25 protein-coding genes are annotated in these 23,920 nt (G+C 70.7%); 12 read left to right on the forward strand and 13 right to left on the reverse strand.

The genetic code is table 11. From position 1 onward, the window contains the following. Positions 1–32 precede the first annotated feature (32 nt). A complete protein-coding gene (locus KCQ71_RS01490) occupies positions 33–665 on the forward strand; it encodes a cysteine hydrolase family protein (RefSeq protein WP_223402082.1) in 633 nt (210 codons plus the stop codon). On the opposite strand, the gene KCQ71_RS01495 is transcribed toward KCQ71_RS01490, so the two are convergent. From KCQ71_RS01495 to KCQ71_RS01515, 5 genes are all read right to left on the reverse strand, one after another. Further along, the gene (locus KCQ71_RS01495) at positions 662–1,360 is read right to left on the reverse strand and encodes a GAF and ANTAR domain-containing protein (RefSeq protein ID WP_223402084.1); all 699 of its coding nucleotides are present in this window, start codon (positions 1,358–1,360) and stop codon (positions 662–664) included. The genes KCQ71_RS01490 and KCQ71_RS01495 overlap by 4 nt on opposite strands. A 293-nt stretch (positions 1,361–1,653) precedes the next feature. Further along, a complete protein-coding gene (locus KCQ71_RS01500; RefSeq protein WP_223402086.1) occupies positions 1,654–2,706 on the reverse strand; it encodes a YihY/virulence factor BrkB family protein in 1,053 nt (350 codons plus the stop codon). Positions 2,707–2,770: 64 nt separating this feature from the next. After that, entirely contained in the window at positions 2,771–3,418 is a 648-nt protein-coding gene (locus KCQ71_RS01505; RefSeq protein ID WP_223402088.1) for a DUF3618 domain-containing protein, read from the reverse strand. After that, the gene (locus tag KCQ71_RS01510) at positions 3,415–3,840 is read right to left on the reverse strand and encodes a phage holin family protein (RefSeq protein WP_223402090.1); all 426 of its coding nucleotides are present in this window, start codon (positions 3,838–3,840) and stop codon (positions 3,415–3,417) included. The genes KCQ71_RS01505 and KCQ71_RS01510 overlap by 4 nt, the downstream gene beginning before the upstream one ends. Then, positions 3,837–4,727, reverse strand: coding sequence for a hypothetical protein (locus tag KCQ71_RS01515; RefSeq protein WP_223402092.1), 891 nt, complete (start codon positions 4,725–4,727; stop codon positions 3,837–3,839). The genes KCQ71_RS01510 and KCQ71_RS01515 overlap by 4 nt, the downstream gene beginning before the upstream one ends. Positions 4,728–5,158: 431 nt before the next feature. On the opposite strand from KCQ71_RS01515, the gene KCQ71_RS01520 reads away from it, so the two are divergent. Further along, positions 5,159–5,608 carry an STAS domain-containing protein gene (locus KCQ71_RS01520; RefSeq protein WP_223402094.1) on the forward strand — a complete coding sequence of 150 codons (450 nt, stop codon included), beginning with the start codon at positions 5,159–5,161 and terminating at the stop codon, positions 5,606–5,608. 85 nt (positions 5,609–5,693) lie between these two features. Here the strand turns inward: KCQ71_RS01520 and KCQ71_RS01525 are convergent, their stop codons facing one another. From KCQ71_RS01525 to KCQ71_RS01550, 6 genes are all read right to left on the reverse strand, one after another. Further along, positions 5,694–5,864, reverse strand: coding sequence for a CsbD family protein (locus KCQ71_RS01525; RefSeq protein WP_223402095.1), 171 nt, complete (start codon positions 5,862–5,864; stop codon positions 5,694–5,696). A gap of 84 nt (positions 5,865–5,948) precedes the next feature. Beyond that, positions 5,949–6,980 (reverse strand): DNA topoisomerase IB, encoded by a 1,032-nt coding sequence (locus KCQ71_RS01530; RefSeq protein WP_223402097.1) that lies wholly within the window; start codon positions 6,978–6,980, stop codon positions 5,949–5,951. After that, the gene (locus KCQ71_RS01535; protein ID WP_223402099.1) at positions 6,977–8,077 is read right to left on the reverse strand and encodes a glutamate--cysteine ligase; all 1,101 of its coding nucleotides are present in this window, start codon (positions 8,075–8,077) and stop codon (positions 6,977–6,979) included. Before KCQ71_RS01535 ends, KCQ71_RS01530 begins: the two co-directional genes overlap by 4 nt. Before the next feature lie 48 nt (positions 8,078–8,125). Next, a complete protein-coding gene (locus KCQ71_RS01540; RefSeq protein ID WP_223402101.1) occupies positions 8,126–9,040 on the reverse strand; it encodes a cation diffusion facilitator family transporter in 915 nt (304 codons plus the stop codon). A 2-nt stretch (positions 9,041–9,042) separates the two neighbouring features. Further along, positions 9,043–9,453 carry an ArsR/SmtB family transcription factor gene (locus KCQ71_RS01545; protein ID WP_223402103.1) on the reverse strand — a complete coding sequence of 137 codons (411 nt, stop codon included), beginning with the start codon at positions 9,451–9,453 and terminating at the stop codon, positions 9,043–9,045. A gap of 89 nt (positions 9,454–9,542) precedes the next feature. Beyond that, positions 9,543–10,280: an SDR family oxidoreductase gene (locus tag KCQ71_RS01550; RefSeq protein ID WP_223402105.1), complete on the reverse strand. Its 738-nt coding sequence runs from the start codon at positions 10,278–10,280 to the stop codon at positions 9,543–9,545. An 88-nt stretch (positions 10,281–10,368) separates the two neighbouring features. On the opposite strand from KCQ71_RS01550, the gene KCQ71_RS01555 reads away from it, so the two are divergent. The 9 genes from KCQ71_RS01555 (at position 10,369) to KCQ71_RS01595 (ending at position 20,326) form a co-directional block, all read left to right on the forward strand. Continuing rightward, on the forward strand, positions 10,369–10,986 hold the full coding sequence (locus tag KCQ71_RS01555) for a TetR/AcrR family transcriptional regulator (RefSeq protein WP_223402107.1): 618 nt from the start codon (positions 10,369–10,371) through the stop codon (positions 10,984–10,986). Between the two features lie 109 nt (positions 10,987–11,095). Next, entirely contained in the window at positions 11,096–12,139 is a 1,044-nt protein-coding gene (locus tag KCQ71_RS01560; RefSeq protein ID WP_223402109.1) for a LolA family protein, read from the forward strand. Further along, positions 12,136–13,140 (forward strand): ABC transporter ATP-binding protein, encoded by a 1,005-nt coding sequence (locus KCQ71_RS01565; RefSeq protein ID WP_223402111.1) that lies wholly within the window; start codon positions 12,136–12,138, stop codon positions 13,138–13,140. The genes KCQ71_RS01560 and KCQ71_RS01565 overlap by 4 nt, the downstream gene beginning before the upstream one ends. Then, positions 13,130–13,981 (forward strand): ABC transporter permease, encoded by an 852-nt coding sequence (locus tag KCQ71_RS01570; protein WP_223402113.1) that lies wholly within the window; start codon positions 13,130–13,132, stop codon positions 13,979–13,981. Before KCQ71_RS01565 ends, KCQ71_RS01570 begins: the two co-directional genes overlap by 11 nt. 173 nt (positions 13,982–14,154) lie before the next feature. Next, positions 14,155–16,101: a glycoside hydrolase family 3 protein gene (locus tag KCQ71_RS01575; RefSeq protein WP_223402115.1), complete on the forward strand. Its 1,947-nt coding sequence runs from the start codon at positions 14,155–14,157 to the stop codon at positions 16,099–16,101. A 33-nt stretch (positions 16,102–16,134) separates the two neighbouring features. Next, positions 16,135–17,472: an exo-beta-N-acetylmuramidase NamZ family protein gene (locus KCQ71_RS01580; protein WP_223402117.1), complete on the forward strand. Its 1,338-nt coding sequence runs from the start codon at positions 16,135–16,137 to the stop codon at positions 17,470–17,472. Between the two features lie 217 nt (positions 17,473–17,689). Then, entirely contained in the window at positions 17,690–18,736 is a 1,047-nt protein-coding gene (locus KCQ71_RS01585) for a ScyD/ScyE family protein (protein WP_223402119.1), read from the forward strand. A gap of 89 nt (positions 18,737–18,825) precedes the next feature. Further along, the gene (locus KCQ71_RS01590) at positions 18,826–19,755 is read left to right on the forward strand and encodes an alpha/beta fold hydrolase (protein WP_223402121.1); all 930 of its coding nucleotides are present in this window, start codon (positions 18,826–18,828) and stop codon (positions 19,753–19,755) included. Next, positions 19,733–20,326, forward strand: coding sequence for a TetR/AcrR family transcriptional regulator (locus tag KCQ71_RS01595; protein ID WP_223402123.1), 594 nt, complete (start codon positions 19,733–19,735; stop codon positions 20,324–20,326). The genes KCQ71_RS01590 and KCQ71_RS01595 overlap by 23 nt, the downstream gene beginning before the upstream one ends. 6 nt (positions 20,327–20,332) lie before the next feature. On the opposite strand, the gene KCQ71_RS01600 is transcribed toward KCQ71_RS01595, so the two are convergent. Next, positions 20,333–21,880 carry a SulP family inorganic anion transporter gene (locus KCQ71_RS01600; protein WP_372453906.1) on the reverse strand — a complete coding sequence of 516 codons (1,548 nt, stop codon included), beginning with the start codon at positions 21,878–21,880 and terminating at the stop codon, positions 20,333–20,335. 108 nt (positions 21,881–21,988) lie between these two features. Continuing rightward, positions 21,989–23,191 (reverse strand): FAD-dependent monooxygenase, encoded by a 1,203-nt coding sequence (locus tag KCQ71_RS01605; RefSeq protein ID WP_223402125.1) that lies wholly within the window; start codon positions 23,189–23,191, stop codon positions 21,989–21,991. 93 nt (positions 23,192–23,284) lie between these two features. Between KCQ71_RS01605 and KCQ71_RS01610 the strand changes: the two genes are divergently transcribed. Beyond that, positions 23,285–23,866, forward strand: coding sequence for a TetR/AcrR family transcriptional regulator (locus tag KCQ71_RS01610; RefSeq protein WP_223402127.1), 582 nt, complete (start codon positions 23,285–23,287; stop codon positions 23,864–23,866). The last annotated feature ends 54 nt before the right edge of the window (positions 23,867–23,920 follow it).

Below are 23,920 nucleotides of genomic sequence, written 5' to 3' on the forward strand. Positions count from 1 at the left end.
GGAGGCGCCGTCCGCGCATACCGTTGGGTGTCATGACGGAACACGCGGGCGACACCCATGACCCGCGGCACACGTGGCTGCGCCCTGAGACGCACGGGCTGGCGACGCTGAACGGCACGGCTCTGCTCATCATCGATATGCAGAACGCATACTTCGAGGATCCCGCTCTCGCCGCCGCGCTGCCGGCCCTGCTCGAACACACCAACGAACTCATCCGTGCGGGGCGCGCCGCCGGCCTGCCGGTGATCCTGGTCCGGACCATCCACGCACGCGACCGATCCACGTGGACTCTGAACATGCTCGAGGACGACGAGGGCTTCGCGTTCCCGGGCACCGAGCAGGCGGCCTACGTCGACGGGCTGATGATCGGGGACGCCGTCGACATCGCCAAGACGCGTGACAACGCGTTCCACGGAACCCGTCTGGGCGAGGTCATCGCAGAACTCGGTGTGCGTCATCTGCTCATCGGCGGCGTGTCCACTCACAGTTGTGTCGCCCAGACGGCGATGGCCGCGTTCGCGGAGGACCTGCACGTCGCGATCGCGGGGGACGCGATCGCCTCGGAGAACCGGTACCTGTCCGAGGCGGCACTGACCTTCCTCAGCGAGGAGATGCGCCAGCCGGTACTGGACCTGGCCGCCTGCCTGGGACTGCTGCGGCGTTAGGGTCGCAGGCCCATGTGCACGACCGCCCGTGCGACCTCGACCAGCCTCAGGTTCCGGTCCCGCGTGTACTTTCGCATCACTTCGAAGGCCCGAGCGACCTCCAGGCCGCGCGCTTCCGCGAGGATCCCCTTGGCCTGCTCGATCACGATCCGGCTGTCCAGGGCGTGCTGCAGTTGTTCGGTGACCAGTGCCTGCTTGGCGTAGGAGGAGGCGTTGATCAGGAAGCCGGTCGCCAGATCGGTCAGGACCCGAGCAGCCGCCAGGTCCTCGGAATCCCAGATGCGGGGAGCCGCGCCGTACAGATTCAGAGCGCCCACCGTGTGAGCGCCGAGGTGCATCGGGATCCCAGCGGCGGCCCGCACGCCGATGCGCGCGGCCACCGCGCGATAGTCCGGCCATCTCGTGTCTGCTCGGAGGTCGGCGACCGCCACCACGGCGCCCGTGGCGGACGCGTCGATGCACGGGCCCTTCTGGGTGTCCTCCTGGTGTCGCCCCAGGTCCGCAAGCCACTCCGGGATCGTGGTGATGGCCCGCACGCGGCCATCCACCTCGACCGTGACACCGCCGCCTGCCAGCGCCAACAACTGCGACGTCCGTTCCGCGAGATCGCCGAGCACCTCATGGACCTCGTACGGCTCGATGAGTTTCTGGGCGAATTCGGAGGTCGTCCGGACGAACTCTGCGTGGTCATACACGAGGTTGATCTCCTTCGAACCGCGGACGCGATGTGGTGTCCTGCCGACGCGACGACCGCAAGTGAGGTGCCGGGTGAGTGGGTGCAAGTTTACGCGGTGCCCACCTGGGACACGCGTGGGCCGATCGGCCTCCGGGAACCGATGTTGGCCCGGTGTCAGTGTGTGGCGATCGGCCGCCGTGCCCTGCGGGTACGTCGGTGCACGGCCTACCGTGCGTCCTTGACGGTCGGCCGAGCATCGTCACCCGCCACATCGGTCTGCTGGTCGTCGCCGGACGGCTCGTCACCCAAGGGTCAGGTCTCGCTGCCGCCTTCGTCGCCGTCACGGCCACGCGACCTGCGCAGGGCACGACCGCGTGCGATCGCTTGCTTCTTCCTTACCGCCTTCTTGTCGCTGGCTCGGGTGTCCCGCAGCGGGAGCTGGACCGCCGCCTCGGCCGCGATGCCGGCCTGGAGCTGTCGTCCGCGCTCCATCTCGGCGTCGAACTCCGCTCCGAACAGCAGCGCCAGGTTCATCACCCACAACCACAGCAGGAAGATGATCACGCCGGCCAGCGCGCCGTAGGTGGCGTCGTAGCTGGCGAAGTTCGCCGCGTACAGGGCCACGCCGAGCGAGGCGAGTGCGCCGACCACGATCGCGATCACAGCGCCCATGCTGATCCAGCGGAACCTCGGCTGTTTGACGTTCGGGGTGACGTAGTAGAGCAGCGCGAGCGCGACGATGACGATGAGCAGCAGCACCGGCCACTTGGCGATGTCCCAGACGCTGACGGCCGTGGCCCCGACCCCGGCGACGTCTCCGATGGCCCGTGCGACCGGCCCGCTCACCACGAGGATCACGCCCGCGGCCGCGACAAGCAGCAACATCACCACGGTCAGGACGTACATGAGCGGACGCAGTTTCCAGATCGGTCGGCCTTCGGGCACCTCGTACATCCGGTTCATCGCCCGCGAAAGCGCATTGACGTAGTTCGAGGCGGTCCATAGCGCCGTGAGGAGGCCGACGATCAGGCCCAGACCAGGCGCGGGCGCGTCGGTGAGGGTCTCGATGATGGGGCGGAGGGTCTCCATCGCCTCCTCCGGGACCGCATCGGAGGCGGTGCCGAGGAGTTGCTCGGTGGTGGCCTGCTGCCCGACCAGGCTCAGGATGGAGACCAGGGCGATGATCGCCGGAAAGATCGAGAGCACCGAGTAGTACGTGAGCGCGGCGGCGAGATCGGTGCACTGGTCGTCGAGGAACTCGGTCACCGTGCGGCGCAGGATGTACAACCAGGACGGTTTCCGCAGATCGGTGGGGGAGTCGGGTTTCGCCCGGTGGTCGGCGGCGGGGCGGGTGTGCTGTGGCATCGCAAACCTCATGGCGGGGACGGCGCCCCGTGGGCCGGCGCACCAGCCCACGGGGCGGGGTGGATCAGGAACCCTGCAGGCGGTCGCGGGACTGCTCGGCCTCGCCGCGCACGTCCTGGGCGGCCTCCCGACCCGAGTCGCGGACCTCCTCGGCTCCGGAGACGGCGGTCTCCTTGATGTCCTGGGCACCCTCAATGGCAGTCTCCTTGACCGCCTGGGCGGCCTCCCGAGCGGGCTGTTTCAGATCTTCGCCCACTTCCTGCGCGATCGACTTGGCCTCGTCGGTGGCCCGATGCACGACGTTCGAGTCCTTGGCCCGGGTGACCAGCTCCTGTTCCTGACGGCTGGCCGGGATGAGCGATGCGGCGAGCAGGCCCGCGCCGAACGCGATCAGGCCGGCCGCCCACGGGTTGCCCGTCGCCTTCTCCTTGACCAGGTGTGGCGCGTCGCCGATCCGGTCGGCGGCAACGTGGGCCGCCCCGGACACTGAGTCCGCGGCGTTCCCGGCCGACTCCGAGGCGGACGAGCGGGCGTCTTCGGCGGCGCCGAAGACCTTCTCCTTGGCGTTACTCACGGCGTTCTTGACCTTGTCGGTCTGTCTCTCGGCGATCCGGCTCGGGCTCACCCGGTCGGTGAGCGCGTCGACGTCACTGCTCAGGTCGGCGCGAGTCTGCTCGATGTCGGAGCGGATGCGGTCCGGGTCGGTGCTCATGATTCGTGTCCTTTCAGGGCGTCGGGGATCTTCTTCACGGTGTCTGCGGTCTGCGGGATCCCCTCCACGGACTCGAGCGACTTCTTGCCCGCGAGCGCCAGGATGAGCGCGACGATCGCCCAGAAGGCGGCGACGATCAGCGCGGACCAGCCGAGAGCGGGTAGGTCGTCCCCCTCGCCGATCATCGCCCCGAGGGCCCACCACACGGCAAGGGACAGGAACAGCAGCAGGAAGTTCGCGGACCAGGCCGCTCCTCCCAACATGCCCGCGCCCTTGCCTGCGCGCCGCGCCGAGTCCTGGACCTCCGCTTTCGCGAGTTCCACCTCCTGACGGATGAGCGTGGACAGATCCCTGCTCACGTCGCCGAAGAGGTCGCCGATGGACCGTTCGTCGCGCGCCGAAGGCTCGTTCGGGGCGGTCATGCCGCCCCACCCGGGGGAGTGCTGAGCGGGGCGCCGGTCGCGCCACCGACCGGCCGCCAGTCCGGAATGCCCGCGGCTGCGCTACCCGCGGGTCCGGTACTCGCCGGCTCGGCACCAGTGGACGGCGGCGTGACGACGGTCCGCTCGACGCTCACCGACCGCCGCACGGGGCCGGCCGCGGCGCGGCCGGTCGGCTGCGCCGTGTCGGCGCGACCCGTGTCGGCGCGACCCGTGTCGGCCCGACCCGTGTCGGCCCGACCCGTGTCGGCCTGATCGTCGTCGCTGGCGTCCTTGGCGCTGCGGGCCACGCGTCCGACGAGGACGCCGAGCCCTGCGGCGATCGCGATGAACGTGCCCGGGTGCCGGCGCGCGTACCGGGAGACCTCGTCCAGTGTCTGCGCCGGGTCGCGCTGCTCCAGCCAGTCACCGGCCCGCTCCAGGTAGTCGGCCACCTGACGCGTCACGGTGCCGGCGAGTCCCTGCTCCTGGCTGCCGTCCGCCATCGAGGAGAGCTCGGAGGAGAAGGAGCGCAGCCCGCCGGCGAGGCGCTGCTGCTGGCCATCGGCCTGGTCGGTGACCTCCCGGCGGGCCTGCTCGAACAGGCTCCGGGCCTGGTATCGCGCCTCCGCGGCGGAGTCCTTGACCTGGTCCCTCGCGGTCCGGGCCACGTCGCGCGCCTGCTCGGTCGCGACATCCTTCACGTCCTGGGCGCGGTTGCCGGCCTCCGACGCCACTCGGGTCACTTCCTCCTTCGCGCTGCCCTGATCGTCGGCGGACGGCGCCGGCGCGTCCCGCAACGGTGTGGTGCCCGGGTCCGGCGGGTACGTCGGAGGTAGAGCGTCCGACGTACCGGCGCTCGGTTCATAGGGTCGGTTCTGATCTGTCACGGTCGTATCTCCCGGTCTGTCCCTGAGGTCTTCACCTTGAGGCGTGCGGGTCCGGGCGCGCCGTTGACGAACCCGCCGATGGCGGTCCGACGCCCCCGAGCGATCAGGGGCGTGCCAGAAGCATGACCCCGGATGGTCGTCGGCGCATCCGGAACGCATCGGTTCATCCAGGCGACCCTTCCCGCACGTCGGGAGGACGGGAGCTGATGAGCCCGGAGCCGCTGACCGCACGGATCTCCAGTCCTGGCGCCCGGCCGAGCCGTTGTGTGCACGAGCAGGCCCGTCGTATTATCAACTCAGCACCGCGCGTCCGACGCGACGGTCTCATGTCGCTCCTGTCCCCGGCGACGCCACGTTTGGCGACGGGCGGGAGACACGAGATGGCAGCGCTTGAAACTTCGAGGGGTGACCACACCGGAGGCGTGGGCTCGGTGAGCCTGCACGTCTCGGAGGTCGCGACACGTCTGGTGTTCCGCGGTGAGGTGGACATCGCGATGAACAATCGCCTGACCTGCGTCGTCGAGCAGGTCTTGGAACGAGGTGGGCAGCTCGAGGTCCACACCCGCGAGGTCACGTACATGGACTCGGCGGTGATGGCGGCCCTGGCTCTGTTGGCGACCCGCTTGCCCGGCCGGGTGCGGATGATCGATCCGCCCGCGCTCGTACGGTTCCTCCTCGAGGCGACGCAGTTGAACGAACTGGTCGACATCGTCGATACCCCGCCGCCGACCGGAACGGACACACACGGTCAGGACGACCGGCTTGGTCACGATGGAGGCGGTAGCCGGGCCGGACACACCATGGCCGAGGTGCTCCGGGCGCGGTCCACCGGATGCCGGTGCTCGGCATGTGCCGCCTGCCAGGCGGACGACCGGAACTAGGCTCGGTCGTCCCGCGTTGCCCAAGACGCAAAGCAAGGGCCCGCGGGGGGTCTGCACCCCGCGGGCCCGGCAGAGGCCGGAACTCCTACTTGAAGGCGTCCTTGACGTTCTCGCCGGCCTTCTTCAGATTGGCCTGGGCCTGGTCGGCCCTGCCCTCGGCCTGGAGACGCTCGTTGTCGGTGGCGTCGCCCGCGGCCTCCTTGGCCTTGCCCTTGGCCTCTTCGGCAGCGTTGCTGATCTTGTCGTCGATGCCCATGTCAGACCTCCATCTCGTGTCGTACCCGCTGTGGGTCCGTCTCGCCACGCTAAGTCAGCCCGGCCGGCCACGCACGCGGAGGATTCACGAGGTGGCCTCGCCGGAGTTGAGTACCTCGAGCACGGCGGCTTCGATCCGCGGCGGCGCCGGCGTGGCCGGCGATGCGTCCGGCACCGGCAGACTCGCGAGCACGGTGTCATCCTCGTATGCCTCGAGGACCCGGGGGTCGATGTACGCGGATCGGCTCACCGCCGGGGTGTTGCCGAGTCGCTCGGCCACCTCGGACACGGCCTCACGCACGCTCCGGTCGCGTTCGGTGGCGGACTCGGACCCACCATGCCGGGCGAGCGTGACCGCGGCCAGGACAGTGCCGTGCCAGGTGCGGAAATCCTTCGCGGTGGCGTCCTGCCCGAGGCGACGCTTGACGTAGCCGCCGATGTCCACGCTGGTCAGATCGCGCCAGGGACCTCGATGTGCCGATCCCTCGCGGTAGGCGAGGAGCTCGCCGCCGCCGCCGCGTCGGCGGCGCAGGACCCGGACGGCATCGACCACCTCGGAGTCGTCGATCTCGACGTGCCGGTGCTGACCGGACTTGGCGACGTAGTCGAACACGGCGATCCCCGCCCTCGTGATCCGGACGTGTTCCTTGAGAAGGGTCGCCAGGCCGAAGCTGCCGTTGTCGGCGGTGTAGGCCTCGCTGCCGATCCGGAACAGGCCCCGATCCAGGAGCAGGAACGCGACGGCGAGGGCCCGCTCGCGTGGCATGCCGGGTCGGCGCAGGTCGCGTCGCGCGTTCCGACGGGCCGCCGGCAGGCGGTCGGCGATCTCACGCACCCGTTCGTGCTTGGCTGCGTCCTGCTCGGCCCGCCACACCGGGTGGTACAGGTACTGTCGCCGGCCGGCCTCGTCCGTTCCGACGGCTTGGATGTGACCGAGCTCGTCAGGGCAGATCCACACGTCCCGCCACGCGGGCGGAATCGCCAGACCACGGCACCGGGCCACGAGGGCGCCGCTTGCGATGCGCTTCCCCTCGGCGTCGAGGTAGACCCAGCCGCGCCCGCACCGTCGGCGACCCCACCCGGGAGCCGTGACATCGACCTCGTGGAGCGCGCTCACTCATGCCCCGCCGTCCGGCGTGCCGCCGCGGCGACCACCTCGGCCAGGTCCCCGGTCCGCTCAAGGGTGCGGCGCTGCAGGCGCGCACCATTGCCCCGCTCGCGCAGTTCTGCCAGGGAGTCGTGGACGAGGTCCGCGTCGCCGCTGTCCTCGAGTGCCGGCCGTACGTGGGCCAGCAGCGTGTCGATCACGTCGGCGGCCGGCCGGGGCCGGTACGTGGCCGGATCGAGGAGGTTGCCCTCGAGTCCGTGACGCGCGGCCTGCCAGGTCGCGAGCCGCAGCATGCGGGTCGGCACGGCCGGGGCCGGGTGGCCGTTCGTCCAGTCCCGTGCCGCCGTCTCCACCAGGGCACGACTGAGTGCTGCCACCAGCACCGCGTCGGAGGCGTCCTGGCAGACGTCCGCCACGCGCACCTCGACCGTCGGGTACCGGCGGGAGGCGCGGGCGTCGAAGTAGAGCATGCCGTCGTCGAGGAGCACCTCGGTGGCCAGTGCGTCCGAGATCATCCGTTCGTAGGCCTCTGCCGACCCGTACGCATCCGTGGGTCCGGACAACGGCCACCGGGTGATCGCCTGGCTGCGGTAGCTCGCGTAGGAGGTGTCCCGGCCGTGCGCGAACGGGGAGTTCGCACTGATGGCCAGGAGCGCGGGCAACCACACGCGGATCCGGTCGAGGACCGCGATGGACTCCTCCGGCGAGTGGATCTGCACGTGCACGTGGCAGCCGCAGATGAGCAGGTCGGAGGCGGACATGCCGAACCGCTCCACCATCTCCTCGTACCTGCGCTTCGGCGCGGTCGAGGGTTGGACCGGGAGTGGGGAAGTGGCGAGCGCGGCGACGCGAGCACCCGCTGCCCGCGCCGCCAGATCCGCCGTACGGCGCCACGTCCGCAGGTCAGCGAGCAGATCTGTCATGCTCGCGCGCGGCGGTGTGTCCGTCTCGAGCTGCTCGCGCTGGAGCTCGCCGACGAGGGATCCGCCGCCGTCGTTGCCGGCCGCTCCGCCGAACGGCCGGAGCACCGCGGGCGACATCGACATGGCCACCCCCGTCTCGCCGTCGACGATCAGCAGTTCCTCCTCCACACCAACCGTTCGCATGTGCACATTCTGAGGGCGCGCCGGCGGTCTCGCTCGACGGCGGCCGGCTCAGTCGTGCATACCATGCTCGTGTCCGGAGTGGGTCGAGGGCTCGAGCTGGAACGTCGAGTGCTGCACCTCGACGTCGAAGTGTTCGGCGACGCAGGCCTGGAGATCGTCGAGGATGCGGGGCGCGTGGCCGTCCTGGAAGCACTCGTCGTCGAGGACGATGTGGGCGGTCAGGACGGGCAGCCCGGTGGCGATCTGCGAGGCGTGCAGGTCGTGCACGCCCTGCACATGCGGCTGGGCGAGGAGGTGGTCGCGCACATCGTCCAGGTCGAGCCCTTCGGGTGTGGTCTCCAGGAGTACGCGGCCGGCCGTGCGCAGGACCGCGAGCGCCCGGGGTGCGATCAGGACGGCGATTGCGATGCCGGCGAGCGCGTCGGCCCGGGTCCACCCGGTGAAGGCGATGATCAGCGCGCTGACGATCACGGCCACCGAGCCGAGCGCGTCGTTGACCACCTCGAGGAACGCCGCCCGCATGTTCAGGTTCGCGTCGCGGCCGGTACTGAGGACGGCGATGGCGGCGACGTTCCCGGCCAGGCCGATGATGCCGAAGATGAGCGTGCCGGTCGCACCGATCTCGGGTGGCTCGAGGAGCCGCCGGACACCCTCGATCAGGGCATAGATGCCGACCGCGAACAGGAGTGCCGCCTGCGCGCCGGCAGCGAGGATCTCGATGCGGCGCCAGCCCCAGGTGCGCCGGGAGGTCGCCGGCCGGGCCATCAGGGTCGCGGCCAGCAGGGCCATGAGCAGGCCGCCCGCGTCGGTGACCATATGGCCGGCATCGACGAGCAGCGCCAGGCTCCCGGTGATCAGGGCGCCGATCACCTGGGAGACCAGGATGGTGGCGGTGATCGCGAACGCGATCGCCAACCGCCCGCGGTGCGTGGTCGGCGGGTGTGCGTGATTGTGCTGGCCCATGGTCAGGGTGCCCTGTTCGGGTGGGCACGCAGGTCCGCCGGGGCCGGGTTCGAGGTGGTGCCGATGCCGTAGTTCGGGCACAGGGTCACGACGTATCCGGTGGCCGCGAGCAGGCGTTCTGCGCTCGCGAGCACATCGAGCAGCGCGGCGGAGGTGCTCAGCGAGAACATCGAGGCGCGACCCTGCGGCCGGGATGACACGAGCCCACAGTCGCGCAAGCAGGCGAGGTGCGCGCTGACCGTCGACTGGGCGAGACCGAGGTGCTCGGTGAGGTCACGGACCTTGTGCTCGCCCAGTGTCAGGTGCTGCAGGATCGCCAACCGGGTCGGGTCGGACAGGCCGTGGAACAGCGCCGCCGCCGGCGCCAGGTCCTGCGGCGGGGCGGCGTCCGCCTTGCGATCCAGCATCGTCATATGACGATGATAACGTCCCTCAGCGTCAGTTTGAAGCGCGCTGCGCGCTGCGCGTCAGGCCGAAGCGCACTGCCCACTGACGCGTGCGCTCAGGCGGCGCCACCATTGACGTAGAGCACCTGGCCGTTCACCCACCGGGCCGGGCCGGCGAGAAACGCGATCACCTCGGCGGTGTCCTCGGGGGTGCCGAGGCGCTCCATCGGGTTCGCGGCCGCGAGCCGGTCGATCAGCTCCTGGCTCTTTCCCTCGAAGAACAGTGGCGTCGCCGTCGGGCCGGGCGCCACGGCGTTGACCGTGATGTCCCGGCCCCGCAGTTCCCGGGCGAGGATGAGTGACAACGCCTCCACGGCCCCCTTCGAGGCGGCGTAGGCGCCGTACGTCGGGGCTTGGAGCCGGGTGATCGACGTGGACAGGTTGATGATCGCCCCGCCCGCACGCAGGCGGCGGGCCGCGAGCTGGTCGACCACGAACGTCCCGCGGACGTTGATGCGCTGAACCCGGTCGAAGGTGTCCAGGTCCATCTGTGCGATCGGCGCCAGCGGCATGATGCCTGCCGTATGGACGAGCACGTCGACGCCGCCGAACGCCCTTTCGGCGACATCGAAGACGTCCGCCATCTCCGTCTCGTCCGCCACATCGCCACCGGCGGCGACGGCCCGGCCGCCATCGGCCCGGATGGCGGCGACCACCTCGTCGGCGCGCCCGCGGCCACCTGCGTAGTGCACGACGACGGCGAGGCCGTCCGCGGCCAGGCGGGTGGCACTGACGCTGCCGATGGCACCCGAGCCTCCGGTCACGATCGCGACCCGATCCGCGCTGTTCGTCATGGTTCGAACCTCTCGCTAGTATGTGGACCACTTGTCCATTTCATGGTGACATGGAAATGTACACCCTGTCCAGATGGGAGCGTGACCGATGACGGGTCCAGAGGCGCCCCGGCGCGGCCGGGGACGGCGGCCGGCGGCCGAGGTGCGAGCGAGCGTGCTCGAGGCAGCGGCTCGCGTCCTCCTCGAGGAGGGTCTACCGGCGGTCACGTTCGACCGGGTCGCACGGGAGGCCGGGTCGAGCAAGATGACCCTCTACAAGTGGTGGCCCTCACCCGGCGCGCTCGCGGCCGAGGCGTACTTCGCCGGCAGCGAGGAGGCGCTCGACTTCCACGACACCGGCGACCTGGAAGCGGACCTGACGGCCCAGCTGACCGCGTTCGTGCGGCTGCTCACGGTCGCAGGGGCAGCTCGGCCGGTCTCCGAACTCATCGGCGCGGCGCAGTTGGACCCCGAGCTGGGCCGCGCGTGGTCGGAGAGCTACGCGCTCCCGCGCCGCGAGCTCGCCCGGGTCCGGCTCCGGATCGCCCGCGACCGAGGCGAGCTGCGCGAGGGCGTCGACCTGGATGTGATCGTCGATCAGTTGTGGGGCGCGGTCTACCATCGGATGCTCGTGCTCCGGGTGCCGTTCGACGAGACGCTCGCCCCCCGGCTCGTCGACCAGGCGCTCCATGGGGTGGCGCGCCGGGCGGGCGAGCCGGGCGCATGAGCGCGATCCGACGCCCTCCACACAGATCCTCCGCACCGATGCGCTGGTGATCGTCGCCCACGCGACGTACCGTCGAACCAGACGTAAATCTTCGAGGGAGTGAATGTTCATGGCACGCACCTGGTCCCGCTGGCTACCGGCCGCGGCGGTCCCGCTCGTGGTCGCCGGTTCGGTTGCGTTCGCCGCGCAGGCGGGCGCCGACGAACTGCCCGAACGCACCCCTGAGGACGTCCTGACGCTTCTGGCCGACCGGGACCACCAACCGTTCTCCGGCGAGTTCGAACAGACCTCCGACCTCGGCCTGCCGCAGCTGCCCGGTGGCATGGACCTCCCGGACGCCGACGGTGATGCCGCCGCCGTGACCGCCGCCCTCGAGGCGCTCACCAGTGATCACAGCGGCCGGGTGTTCGTCGGCGAGCAGGACCAGGCCCGGCTCCAGGTGTTCGAGAGCTTCGGTGAGCGCGACGTCATCGTCAACGGCGACGAGGTCTGGGTCTATGACTCCGACGAGAACGCCGTCACCCACGCGACCGTCCCTGCCGACGACCGCACTGCCACCCCCGACCAGCGGTTCACCCCGGACGAGGTCGCCGACCAGGTGATCGAGGCCGTCGGCCCCAGCACCGAACTGAGTGTCCGAGAGGACGTGGAGGTCGCCGGCCGCGCCGCCTACGACCTCGTCCTGACCCCACGCACCGACGCGACGCTCGTGGGAGAGGTGGCGATCGCCGTCGACGGTGAGACCGGTCAACCGCTGCGGGTGAGCGTCACCGCCCGCGGCGCGGACGCACCCGCCTTCCAGATCGGCTACACCTCGCTCGATCGAGGAGCCCCCGATGCCGACCTGTTCGAGTTCACCCCGCCGGCCGGCGCCGAGGTCGAGGAGATCGCTGCGCCGGCGGAGGATCAAGGTCGCGACGCCGCCGAACACCCGGAGCCGACCGTGGTCGGGAGCGGCTGGGAGTCGGTCGCGATCCTCGACGCCGACGGCGGCGGCATCACGAGCGAGCCGCTGCTCGCGCAGCTGACCACCGCCGTCGACGGGGGTCGCCTGCTCGGCACCGACCTCGTGAACGTGCTGATCGCCGACGATGGCAGGGTCCTTGTCGGGGCGGTGCCGCTCGAGCGGCTCCAGGCCGCGGCCGCTGAGTGAGCGAGACTGCGACCGCCGCGGATGAGGCGGACCCCCACGCCGCCGACCTCGCGATCGCGACGACCGGCCTGACCAAGCGGTTCGGCCACCAGATCGCCGTCAACGCCATCGACCTGGCCGTGCCCCGTGGCTCGGTGTTCGGATTCCTCGGCCCGAACGGTTCCGGCAAGACCACCACGATCCGCGTCCTGCTCGGCCTGGCCGCAGCCACCAGCGGGAACGCCCGCCTCCTCGGCAACGACGTGCCCACCGAGCTGGCCGAGGCCCTGCCGCGGGTCGGGGCGCTCATCGAGGGCCCCGCGTTCTACCCGTTCCTGTCCGGGGCGGACAACCTGCGCCGACTCGACTCGGCGGACGCCCGCGCCGATCCCGCCACCCGCGACGCCCGGGTCGCCCGCGCGCTGGACCGGGTCGGCCTCACGCACGCCGCCAGGAAGAGGGCGCGCGCCTACTCGCTCGGCATGAAGCAGCGCCTCGGTATCGCCGCCGCCCTGCTCACCCCGCGCGACCTGCTCGTGCTCGACGAGCCCACGAACGGACTCGACCCGCAGGGCACCCGCGAGGTGCGTTCGCTCATCCGTGCCGTGGCCGCCGAGGGCACCACCGTGTTCGTCTCGAGCCACCTGCTCGCCGAGGTCGAGCAGATCTGTACGCACGCGGCCGTGATGCACGTCGGCTCGCTCGTCGCCCAGGGCAGCCTGGACGACCTGCGGGGCACCGGTGCGCGGGTGGTCCGGGTCGAGACGCCCGACGGCGATCGGACGGTCGCCGAGTTCGCTCGCCTCGGGCTGGACGCGGCGCAGGCGGGCCCGGCCCTGCGGCCCCGGGCGGGGGAGGTCGTGGTCGAGGCGCCGCTGCCCGACGACGGGCCGGCCGCCGAGGATCTCGTCGCGGCGCTGGTGGCCGCCGGGGTGCGGGTGCGGGGCTTCGACGTGGCGCGGCCCAGTCTCGAGGACCGGTTCGTGGCCCTGACCGGGGAGGGGTTCGACGTTGCCCGCTGACTCCGACACCGCCCGCGCCCGGACCCATGGCGGAGCCCTGCTCGCCTCGGAGCTGCGAGTGCTGTTCCGACGGTGGCGCACCTGGGCGATGTTGGCCGCACTGGCGTCGATCCCGGTGCTCATGGCCGTCGTGGTGCGACTCTCCTCCGAACCGCCGGGGCCGGGGGAGGGCCCGCCGTTCCTGGACCAGGTGACCAACAACGGCATGTTCGTGGCCATCACCGCGCTCGTGCTGACGACGCCGCTGTTCCTGCCCCTGACCGTCGCCGTCGTCTCCGGGGACACCATCGCCGGGGAGGCGAGCCTCGGCACGCTGCGCTACCTCCTCGTCGCCCCGGCCGGCCGGGTGCGGCTGCTCCTGGTGAAGTACCTCTCCACCGTCGCGTTCTGCCTGGCCGCGAGCGGCACGGTGCTGCTCACCGGGTGGGTGATCGGCGCGGTGCTGTTCGGCACCGGGGAGGCGACCCTGCTCTCCGGCGACACGATCGGCGTCGGTGACGCCGTCGTCCGTTCCCTGCTCGTGGGCGCGCACGTGACGATCTGCATGCTGGGGCTGGCCGCCGTCGGGCTGTTCATCTCGACCCTCACCGACGCCGGGGTGGGCGCCATGGCCGCCGTTGCCGTGCTCACGATCGTCGCGCAGGTGCTCGGCCAGCTGGACCAGCTCGCCTGGCTGCACCCGTGGCTCTTCACGCACCACTGGCTCGCGTTCGCCGACCTGCTCCGGGAGCCGGTCGTGTGGACGTCGTTCACCGAAAACGCGCTGCTCCAGGCCGGGTACGTCGCGTTCTTCGGCGCGCTCGCCCACGGTCGGTTCGGCACGAAGGACGTGTTGTCCTGATCCGGAGATTGCGGAAGTAATTTTCATAGGTCCGCAAAGGTCCGGAAGTACTTGACGCATCCCGCGGTACTCAATAGTGTCCCGGACAGGCGGCTGGGCAACGAGGTCCGGCCGTGCGGAGAGCCGTCGGAGTGACGTCGTTGTCGCCCGAGGCATGAACGAGGAGACACATCGTGACTCTGACAGGTTCGCGAACGGCCCGAGTCGGCTTCACCGCGCTCGCGACCGGAGCCCTTGTCCTTTCCGCCCTCGCGCCCGCCGCCGCCACCCGGGCGCCCGATCCGGGCGGCGTCGCGTTGATGGACGTCGGGGGCACGCCCACCACGGCCGAGATCGAGGCGATCGTCGCGGACATGAGCCTGGACGAGCTGATCGGCCAGATGACCTGGACGCACGTCTACGGTTCGTCTGCCGACGATACGTCGATGGCCGCGAGCAACCAGGCGCGTTACGGAGTGGACACCCCGGCCGAGGTGGTCGCGAAGTACGATCTCGGCGGCGTCCTCTACTTCGCCTGGTCCGGAAACACCGGCAGCCCGGTGCAGACCGCCACCCTGTCCAACGGACTGCAGGAGGCCGCCCTGGGCGAGGACGGTCCGGGCATTCCGCTCGCGATCACGATCGACCAGGAGGGCGGCCTGGTCGCTCGCATCGGGCCGCCGGCGACCGTGCTGCCCGGGAACATGGCGCTGGGCGCCACGTTCGACCCGGACCTGGCCCGGCGTCAGGGCGAGCTGCTCGGTGCGGAGATGGACGCGCTCGGCGTGAATGTCGACTTCGCTCCCGTGCTCGACCTGAACTCCAACCCGGACAACCCCGTGATCGGGATCCGTTCCATGGGTGAGGACCCGGAGGTGGTCAGCGAACTCGGGGTCGCTCAGATCCAGGGGATGCAGGAGCATGTCGCGGCCACCGCGAAGCACTTCCCCGGCCACGGGGACACGGCGGAGGACTCGCACTACGGGCTCCCCGTGGTCACCTACGACCGGGCCACCCTCGACGAGCACCTGGCGCCGTTCCAGGCAGCCATCGACGGTGGCGTGGACATGATCATGAGCGCGCACATCATCGTCGAGGCGATCGACCCGACGATGCCCGGCACCCTGTCCCCGGCCGTGTTGACGGGCCTGCTCCGTGAGGAGATGGGGTTCCAGGGCATCATCACCACAGACGCGCTCGACATGGACGCGCTCGCATCGAACTGGAGCCAGCAGGACATCGCCCGCCTGACCATCCTGGCCGGCTCGGACATCCTGCTGAACTCCCCGGATGTGGACGCGTCGTTCGAAGGAGTGCGACAGGCCGTCGCCGACGGCGAGATCACGATGGAGCGGCTGCGGGAGTCCGTCCGCCGGATCCTCACCTGGAAGGCGGAGCGTGAGGTCTTCGCCGACCCGTTCGCGGACGTGGCCGCGGTCGACGACGTGGTCGGGTCTCCGGAGAACCTCGCCACCGCGGCGACCATCTCGGACCGGGCTGCCACCCTGTTGCGCAACGAGGCGCGGCTCCTGCCGCTGGATGTCGACGACACTGTCCTGATGGTCGGTGCCGGCTCCGGTTGGCCCGAGCGGGTCGGCCCGATGCTCGCCGCTCGTGGCTTCGAGGTGATCGAGGACTACGAGAACGGCTCCTCGCCGTCGGCCGCATACCGGGCGCGCGCCGTCGCGGCCGCGGCCGGCGCCGATGCCGTCGTGTTCACCTCCTACAACGCGACCGGCAATGCCGCACAGCAGCAGATGGTCGCCGAGCTCGCCGAGACGGGTGTCCCCGTGGTCGTGATCGCCACCCGCAACCCGTACGACATCAGCGTGCTGCCCGGCGCGGACGCGGTCATCAACAGTTATGGGACCGGCGTGGTCAACTTCCAGGGCGTGGTCCGCGCGTTGGCCGGGGACATCAACCCGGCCGGGCGACTGCCGGTCGACATCCCGGAGGCCGACGGCGACGGCATCCTGCTCCCGCTCGGTTTCGGCCTGTCCTACCCCTGCCCGCCGCAGCACGCCGGGCCTCCGGACCACGCAGGGCCGCCCGAGGGGTCCGGGGCCCCGGGCCACGCCGGTCCGCCCGCCAACGCCGGTCCCGGAGGGTGTCATCCGCACCCGAGCGGCCCGAACGACTAGCAGAACCTGAGCTGAGGAGGAACGAGGATGTTCATGCAGCGAGCAACGTGGATGGGGACGCTGGCCGTCGCGGCCGCGGCGGCAGTCGGCATCGCCGGCGCCATCGCGCCGTTGGGCTCCGGCGGGGGGCGGCCGGAGACGCCACCTGGGCTGGACCGCCCGCTCGAGCTCGGCGTGGAGGTGCTGGTCGAGCACGATCTCGACCTGCTGGCCGGCCAGCGGGTGGGCCTGATCACCAATCCGACCGGCACCACCAGTGACCTCACCCACACCATCGACGCACTGATCGACGGTGAGGCGGATGGCGGCTACGAGGTCACGGCGCTGTACGGACCGGAGCATGGGGTGCGTGGTGGGGTGCCGGCGGGCGCGTACGTCGAGAGCTATGTCGACGAGCGCACCGGTCTGCCCGTCTACTCGCTGTACGGGCCCACCCGCAAGCCCACCGCCGAGATGCTCGAGGAGGTCGATGTGCTGGTCTTCGACATCCAGGACATCGGCGCGCGGTTCTACACCTACATCTGGACGATGTACTACGCGATGGAAGCGGCGGCCGAGCAGGGCAAGCCGTTCGTGGTCCTGGATCGGCCGAACCCCCTGGGTGACCGGATGGACGGCCCGGTGCTCGAGTATCCCGAACTGAGCTCCTTCGTCGGGCTCCGGGAGATCCCGTTGCAGCACGGCCTGACCGTCGGTGAGTTGGCCCGGTTGTTCAATGCCGAGTTCCTCGAAACACCGGCGGACCTGCACGTGGTCACGATGCGCAACTACGACGCCGCCGGCATCGTGGCGGACTGGGACCTGCCCTGGGTGCTGCCGTCGCCGAACATCCCCACCCGCGAGACGGCGCTCGTGTATCCCGGCACCGGCCTGATCGAGTCGATCAACGTCTCCGAGGGCCGCGGCACCACCACGCCGTTCCTCTGGTTCGGAGCGCCCTACATCAATGAGACGGAGTCGTACGCTCTCGCCGCCGAACTGAACTCCCGAGGGCTGCCCGGGGTGACGTTCCGGCCGATGTCCGCCACTCCGACGTCGAGCAAGCATGCCGGCCTGTTCTCCGGAGGCGTCCAGATCCACATCACGGACGAAGCGGCGTACCACCCGCTGCGGACCGGGCTGCATGTCCTCGATGTCCTGTTCGACCAGATCGACGAGGTGGACTGGCGTGAGGGTGCCGCCTGCCGGACCCTCGATGACCGGTGCTGGATCGACCAGCTCACCGGCACCCGGGACGTACGCACCCAGCTCGAGGCGGGCGTCGCGCCGGACGAGATCATCGCCGGCTGGCAGGACGACCTCGCAGCCTTCGACGCGCTCGCCGAGCCGTATCGGCTGTACCCGGACAGCCCGGGACGCAGTCCCTCCTGACCCGCGAAGGATCGGGTGGATCGCCGCGCCGAGGGGACTGAGCCACTCGGTAACCCGGCGCGGCACCGTCGGTTCACCCGTACTCACCCGCTCAACCTCTGGTGCCCGTGCGGCGGTCCGTCGTAGCGTTCTCTGCGCGGGACGAGGACGTCCCAGCGTCCGAGGCCACGACGCCCGAGAGCGCGTCGGTCTCCGAGGTGATGTGGAGAGGTGCCAGATGAGGATTCGGAGTGGAGTCTCCCTCGTTGCGGGAGCAGTGCTGCTGATCGGTGCGCAGGCGGGCGCCGCCGTCGCCGACGAAGGCGAGGAGGTGACCGTGGTGGCCTCCGGGCTGAACAGTCCGCGCGGGCTCGCGTTCGGTCCCGACGGGGGACTGTACGTCGCGACCGTGGGCGACGGGTCCGACGACGGCGCGGTCGTGCGCCTCGACCTGCGCACCGGTGCGGCCACGGAGGTGGTCGCAGGACTGCCGACCTACGTCGCGCCCGCGGGGGACGTCGTCGGCGCGCACGACGTGACGTTCCAGGGCCGGGGCAACATGTTCGTGCCGGTCGGCCTTGGCGACGATCCGGCCGCCCGGCCCGCCGACACGGACCTCGGCGTCCTCCTCCGGGTCGCGCCGAACGGCAGGACGAGGACGGTTGCCGACCTGGCCGCGTACGAGGCGGAGGTGAACCCCGACGGCGGTCTTCCGGACTCCAATCCGCACTCCGCGGCGGCGGTTCCGGGTGGCGTGGTGATCGCCGACGCCGGCGCGAACGCGCTGCTGTTCCTGGCGTCCTCGGGCGAGCTGAGCACCCTGGCCACGTTCGACGACCGGGAGGTCCCGTTCGCCGGGGGCACGGTGCTGGCGCAGTCCGTACCCGACGCCGTGACCGTGGGGCCGGACGGCGCGTACTACGTCGGTGAGCTGCTCGGGTTCCCGTTCGCACCGGGCGAGTCGCGGGTGTACCGAGTCACGCCGGACGGCTCCGCGGAGGTGTACGCGGAGGGCTTCACGTCCATCATCGACCTCGCGTTCGACTCCGACGGCAACCTGTACGTCCTGGAGATCGCCGAAGCGGGCCTGCTGAACGCGTTCACGACCGGTGACTTCGAGGGTGCCTTGATCAAGGTGACGCCGGACGGCGTGCGCAGCGAGGTCGCGGACGGGCAACTGGTGGCGCCGGGTGGCATCACGGTGGGCCGCGACGGCGCTCTCTACGTCACGACCGCCACCCTGTTCGGGGGCGGACTCGGAACGGTCGTGCGGATCGACCAGTAGGGGACGAGATCGGCTCGGTGGGGTAGTCGTCAGGAGTAGACCTTCCGTTATGACCAGATAAGTTAATCTGGTCATAACGGAAGGTAGTCATGGAACGGAACCGATCGATCATCGACCTGCCCTGGGGGCCGGTCTCCTACCTGCACTGGTCGCCCGCGGCTGAGGCGACGTCCTCGCCGTCCGTCGTGGTGCTCCTGCACGGCGGCAACGCTGACAACGCGTCCCTGTCCTGGGGCGCGCTGGGCGGACATCTGGCGGACGCGGGCCACCGGGTGATCGCGCCCGACCACCCGGGCTTCGGCGAGAGTCCCCGCGCCCCCTGGACCGCGACCCAGGACCGACTGGTCGCCTACGTCGGCGAGTTCGTGGATGCCATGGGGCTGGAGGAGTACGCGATCGGGGGCCTCTCGCTCGGTGGCGGCCTGACCATCGGGCACGTCCTCGCGCGTCCCGAGCGGGTCACGGGCGCAATGTTGTTCGGCAGCTACGGGCTCCAGGACCGGCTCACCGACGGGTGGCTCAGCCTGCCGACCCAGATCCTGACCTGGCTGGCGCTGCGCACGGGCCTGCTGGGCCTGGCCCAGGAGGCGTACGCGCGCAGTCCGCGACTGCTGGCCGACGGTATGCGGCAGATCGTCCGCAGTCCCGACCGGCTGACCGAGGAACTCCTCGCGGAGATCACCGTGGCCGCGCGGCGCAAGGACGCCCGGGTGGCGTTCGAGCAGTTGCAGCGCGACCAGGTCCTGCCGAACCGGACGCGAACGAACTACCTGGACCGGCTCCAGGACTTCGCCCCGCCGACCCTCGTCGTGCACGGCTCACGGGACTCGGGAGTGCCGGTCGCCCGCGCCCGCGCGGCCGCCGCCCGCATCCCCGACGCGCGCCTGCTCGTGATCGAAGGAGCCGGGCACTGGGTCCAGCGGGACCGTCCGGACCTGGTGACCCCCGCCGTCGTGCGGTTCCTCGACACCCAGGGTGCGCGAAACGGAGGCGACGATGCCGCGCCCGCTCATTCCTGACCGGCGGATGAGGATCCTCGATGCCGCGCAGGCGCTCGTCCTCGCGCACGGATTCGACGCGATGAGCATCCAGACCGTGGCGACCGAGGTCGGCATAGCCAAGGGGGCGGTGTACCGGGAGTTCGCGAGCAAGCGCGAGATCCTCGACGTCCTGCTGACCCGCTCGATGGAGCGGATGAACGTCGCCGCCGGGCAGCGACTCGGCGAGGAGCCGCCCTCGCTGAGCCGGGCCTACGCCGTCGCCGTGGACGTGCTCCTCGACGAGGAGCTCATGACCGCCGCGTTCCTCGACGACCGGGCCGTGCTCGGCTCCTACGTCGACGGCGTCACCGACGGCAGGTACGCCGAGCGGCACCGTGCCGTGGTGGCGTGGATCGCCGACCTGCAGGAGCAGGGTTCGCTGAGTGCGAGGGTGGCGCCCGAACCGCTCGCACTCGCACTGTCCGCGACGACGATCGGGCTGCTGACCGCGGCCCGGCACCTCGGGCCGCTCACCCGGGCGGACCTGCAGGCGGCGCTCGAGGCGGTCGCGGTGCTGGTGTCCTCGCTCGAGACCGCGACGCCCCAGTGACCCGGGTCAGGAGCCGAGGTTGCCGCTGAGCCGGTCGTGCCGGGCGGCACTGTCCGGGTTCAGCCCGACGATCCGCACCTGCTTGCCCTTCGCCTGGTACTTCGTGGTGATCGCGTCCAGGGTCGCGACCGTGGAGGCGTCCCAGATGTGCGCGTTCGTCATGTCGATGACCACGCGGCCCGGGTCACCGGCGTAGTCGAACTGGTAGACGAGGTCGTTCGAGGACGCGAAGAACAACTCGCCCTCGACCGCATAGACGCGTTCGCCGTCGGCGTCCGAGGCGTCCAGCCGGGTGACCGAGGTGAAGTGGGCGACCCGGCGTGCGAACAGCACCATGGCGATGAGCACGCCGACGAGCACGCCGTAGGCGAGGTTGCTCGTGGCGACCGTCACCACGACCGTCGCGACCATCACCGCGACCTCGGACTTCGGCAGCCGGCGCAGCGTCGAGGGCCGGATGGAGTGCCAGTCGAACGTGCCCACCGAGACCATGATCATCACGGCCACGAGGGCGGCCATCGGCATGACGGCCACGACGTCCCCGAGTCCGACGACCAGGGTGAGCAGGAACAGGCCGGCCAGGAACGTGGAGATCCGGGTCCTGGCGCCGGAGACCTTCACGTTGATCATCGTCTGGCCGATCATCGCGCAGCCGCCCATGCCCCCGAAGAACCCGGTGACGATGTTCGCGACGCCCTGGCCCCACGCCTCGCGGGTCTTGTTGGAGTGGGTGTCGGTGACGTCGTCCACGAGCTTGGCCGTGAGCAGGGACTCGAGCAGCCCGACGAGCGCCATCGCGAGCGCGTACGGCGCGATGATCTGCAGGGTCTCCAGGGACAGCGGCACGTCCGGTAGCAGCAGGGACGGCAGGGACTCGGGCAGTTCGCCCTCGTCGCCGACGGTCGGCACGGCGACGCTCGCGAGCACGGTGAAGAGCGTGAGCACCACGATCGCGACGAGCGGAGCCGGGACCACCTTCGTGAGGCGGGGGAAGAGGACGATGATCGCGATGCCGACGGCGAGCAACGGGTAGACCACCCACGTCACCCCGAGCAGGTGGGGCACCTGGGAGAGGAAGATCAGGATCGCGAGCGCGTTCACGAAGCCGACCATGACCATGCGCGGGATGAACCGCATGAGCTTGGCGACGCCGAGCACGCCGAGCAGCACCTGGATGATCCCACCGAGGATCACGGTGGCGATGAGGTAGTCGACCCCGTGGTCGCGCACCACCGGTGCGATGACGAGGGCGATCGCGCCGGTGGCTGCGGAGATCATCGCGGGACGACCGCCGACGAACGCGATCGTGACCGCCATCGTGAAGGCTGCGAACAGGCCGATCCGCGGGTCCACGCCCGCGATGATCGAGAACGCGATCGCCTCCGGGATCAGGGCGAGGGCGACAACGAGGCCGGCGAGCACCTCGGTGCGCAGGCGGCGTGGGGAGCGCAGCGCGGCCCGGACGGAGAAGGACTCGTCGGCCTCGGGGGAGCCGGTGGCGGGCTGCGGGTCGGCGGCGGGATCGGGGACTCTCAGGGGAGCGTCGTTCGACACGCAGGATCCTTCGGGCAGGGCGGAGGGCGGAGGTGCCCGCGTTCACGGTAGTGCCTGCCTGCTCCCGCCTGGGCCAGGTGCGCCGGCGCGAGGTGGGGCTGCGCCCGGTCAGCCGACCGGCAGTCGCTCGGAGGAGAAGTCGTCGAGCTTGCTCGTGTCGCTGCCCTGGAGGGAGAACAGGGCCAGGGAGACCCGCCTCGGCAACCGGGTGAGGAGCCTGAGGGTGCGCGGGGTCAACCAGGCTGCCAGACGGTTGGCGGGAACGAGCTGCCGGAGCGAGCTCGGGCCGACCTTCCGGCTCTGCGCGACTGCCGGAGCCAGGACCCTCTCCGTGTTCGCGAAGGCGGCGGCGTGGTCGTCGCCGGCGAGTGCGAGCTCGCCTCCGAGCACGTACGCGCCGAGTACCGCCATCGCCGTGCCGCCGCCGACGGCCGGGCCGGGGGAGTGGGCGGCGTCACCGACGAGGGTGACTCTTCCCTTGGACCACGTGTCCATCCGGATCTGGCTGATCGAGTCGAAGTAGAAGTCCTCGGACTCGTGCAGTTCGGCGATGGGGAACGGTAGCTGTCCCTCGATGTCTGCGAACGCGTCCCGGACCGCGCGCGTCTGGCGTCCCGGGTCGCGCAGGTCGCCCGAAGGGGCGCCACGGAAGAGCAGGAGTGCACGGGCGAGCCGTCCGTCGTCGACGGGGTAGGTGAAGGCGGCGCGGCCGGAGTCGAAGTAGCCGACCACCTCGCTGCCGAGGCCGGCGGTGTTCGGGTAGCTGTAGACGGACAGGTAGGCGCCGAGGTCGTGTCGGTAGGTGTCCTCGGGACCGAACACGAGGCGCCGGACCCGGGAGTGCAGACCGTCCGCGCCGATGACGAGATCGAATGTGCGCCGGGCGGAGTTCTCGAACTCGACCGTGACGGCGCCCGAGCCATCGGTGATGGCGGTGATGGTGTCGCCGAAGATGTACTCGGCGTGCGGGGCGGCGGCGGCGTGCAGGATCTCGGTGAGGTCGTCGCGCTGGATCTCGACGTGCCGGTCCGCGATCGTCGCGGTCAGGCGCGGCATCTCGATCGGGCGTCCGTGGCGCTGGTTGAAGACCATTCGATCGTGCCGGACGTGGGCGCCGGAGACGGCGGGCAGGATGCCCATCCGTTCGATCACCTCGATCGAGACGCCGGCGAGGTCGACGGCGTGGCCGCCGGTCTGGCGCAGATGTGACCGTTTCTCGACGACGGTGGGGTTGAAGCCGCGTTGTGCGAGCCAGTACGCGAGGACGGATCCCGCGATGCCGGCACCGGAGATGAGTACGTTGTGTGCCATGGGAGTAGATTACTTGCCGACCGGCTAGGTATCAATGGATGGGTCGGTGGCGCCAGTCTCATAGGCTCTGGGGACCCGAGCACCAGGAAGGTGGTGACCACGCCCGTGGGCGAGTCAGCTCCCCGTCGCGACGGTCGGACGACCGACACGCGCCAACGCATCGAGTCCACGGCGTTACAGCTGTTCGTGACGAAGGGCTTCGCCGCCACCAGCCTGAAGGACATCGCCGACGAACTCGGCATCACGAAGGCGGCGCTCTACTACCACTTCCCGGCGAAGGCGGACCTCGCGCGCGGGGTCTTCCAGCCGTTCATCGACGACGTCGATGCCGTCCTGGACGAGCTCGACGGTCGGCGGCTAGCGCCCGAGGACGTGCTGGCGGCCTACGCCGGGGCCCTACTGCCGCACCGCACTGCCCTCGCGGCCACACTTCGCGACCCGGGCGCCGTCGCCGACCTCGATCTCGAGGGCGCCAGCGTCCGGTGGCTCGCCAGGCTGTCGGCCCTGGTCGGTCACGGGGAGGCGACGGCGGAGACCCGGGTGCGCACCGCCGTCGCCGTCGGTGGCCTCACCAGGGCGCTCGTGCTGCCGGAGATGGCGGACGAGCGGGCCCTCGCGATCGCGGTCGAGGCCGCGGGGGCTGCTCTTGGTCGAGGGACGACGGCGGAGCGGTAATCCCGGACGACGGCTCCCCCTCACGCAGGACCATCTTCGATCGACCAGGATGAG

Origin of the sequence: Occultella gossypii, from assembly GCF_019947135.1 — a bacterium.
Taxonomy (GTDB): Bacteria; Actinomycetota; Actinomycetes; order Actinomycetales; family Beutenbergiaceae; genus Occultella; species Occultella gossypii.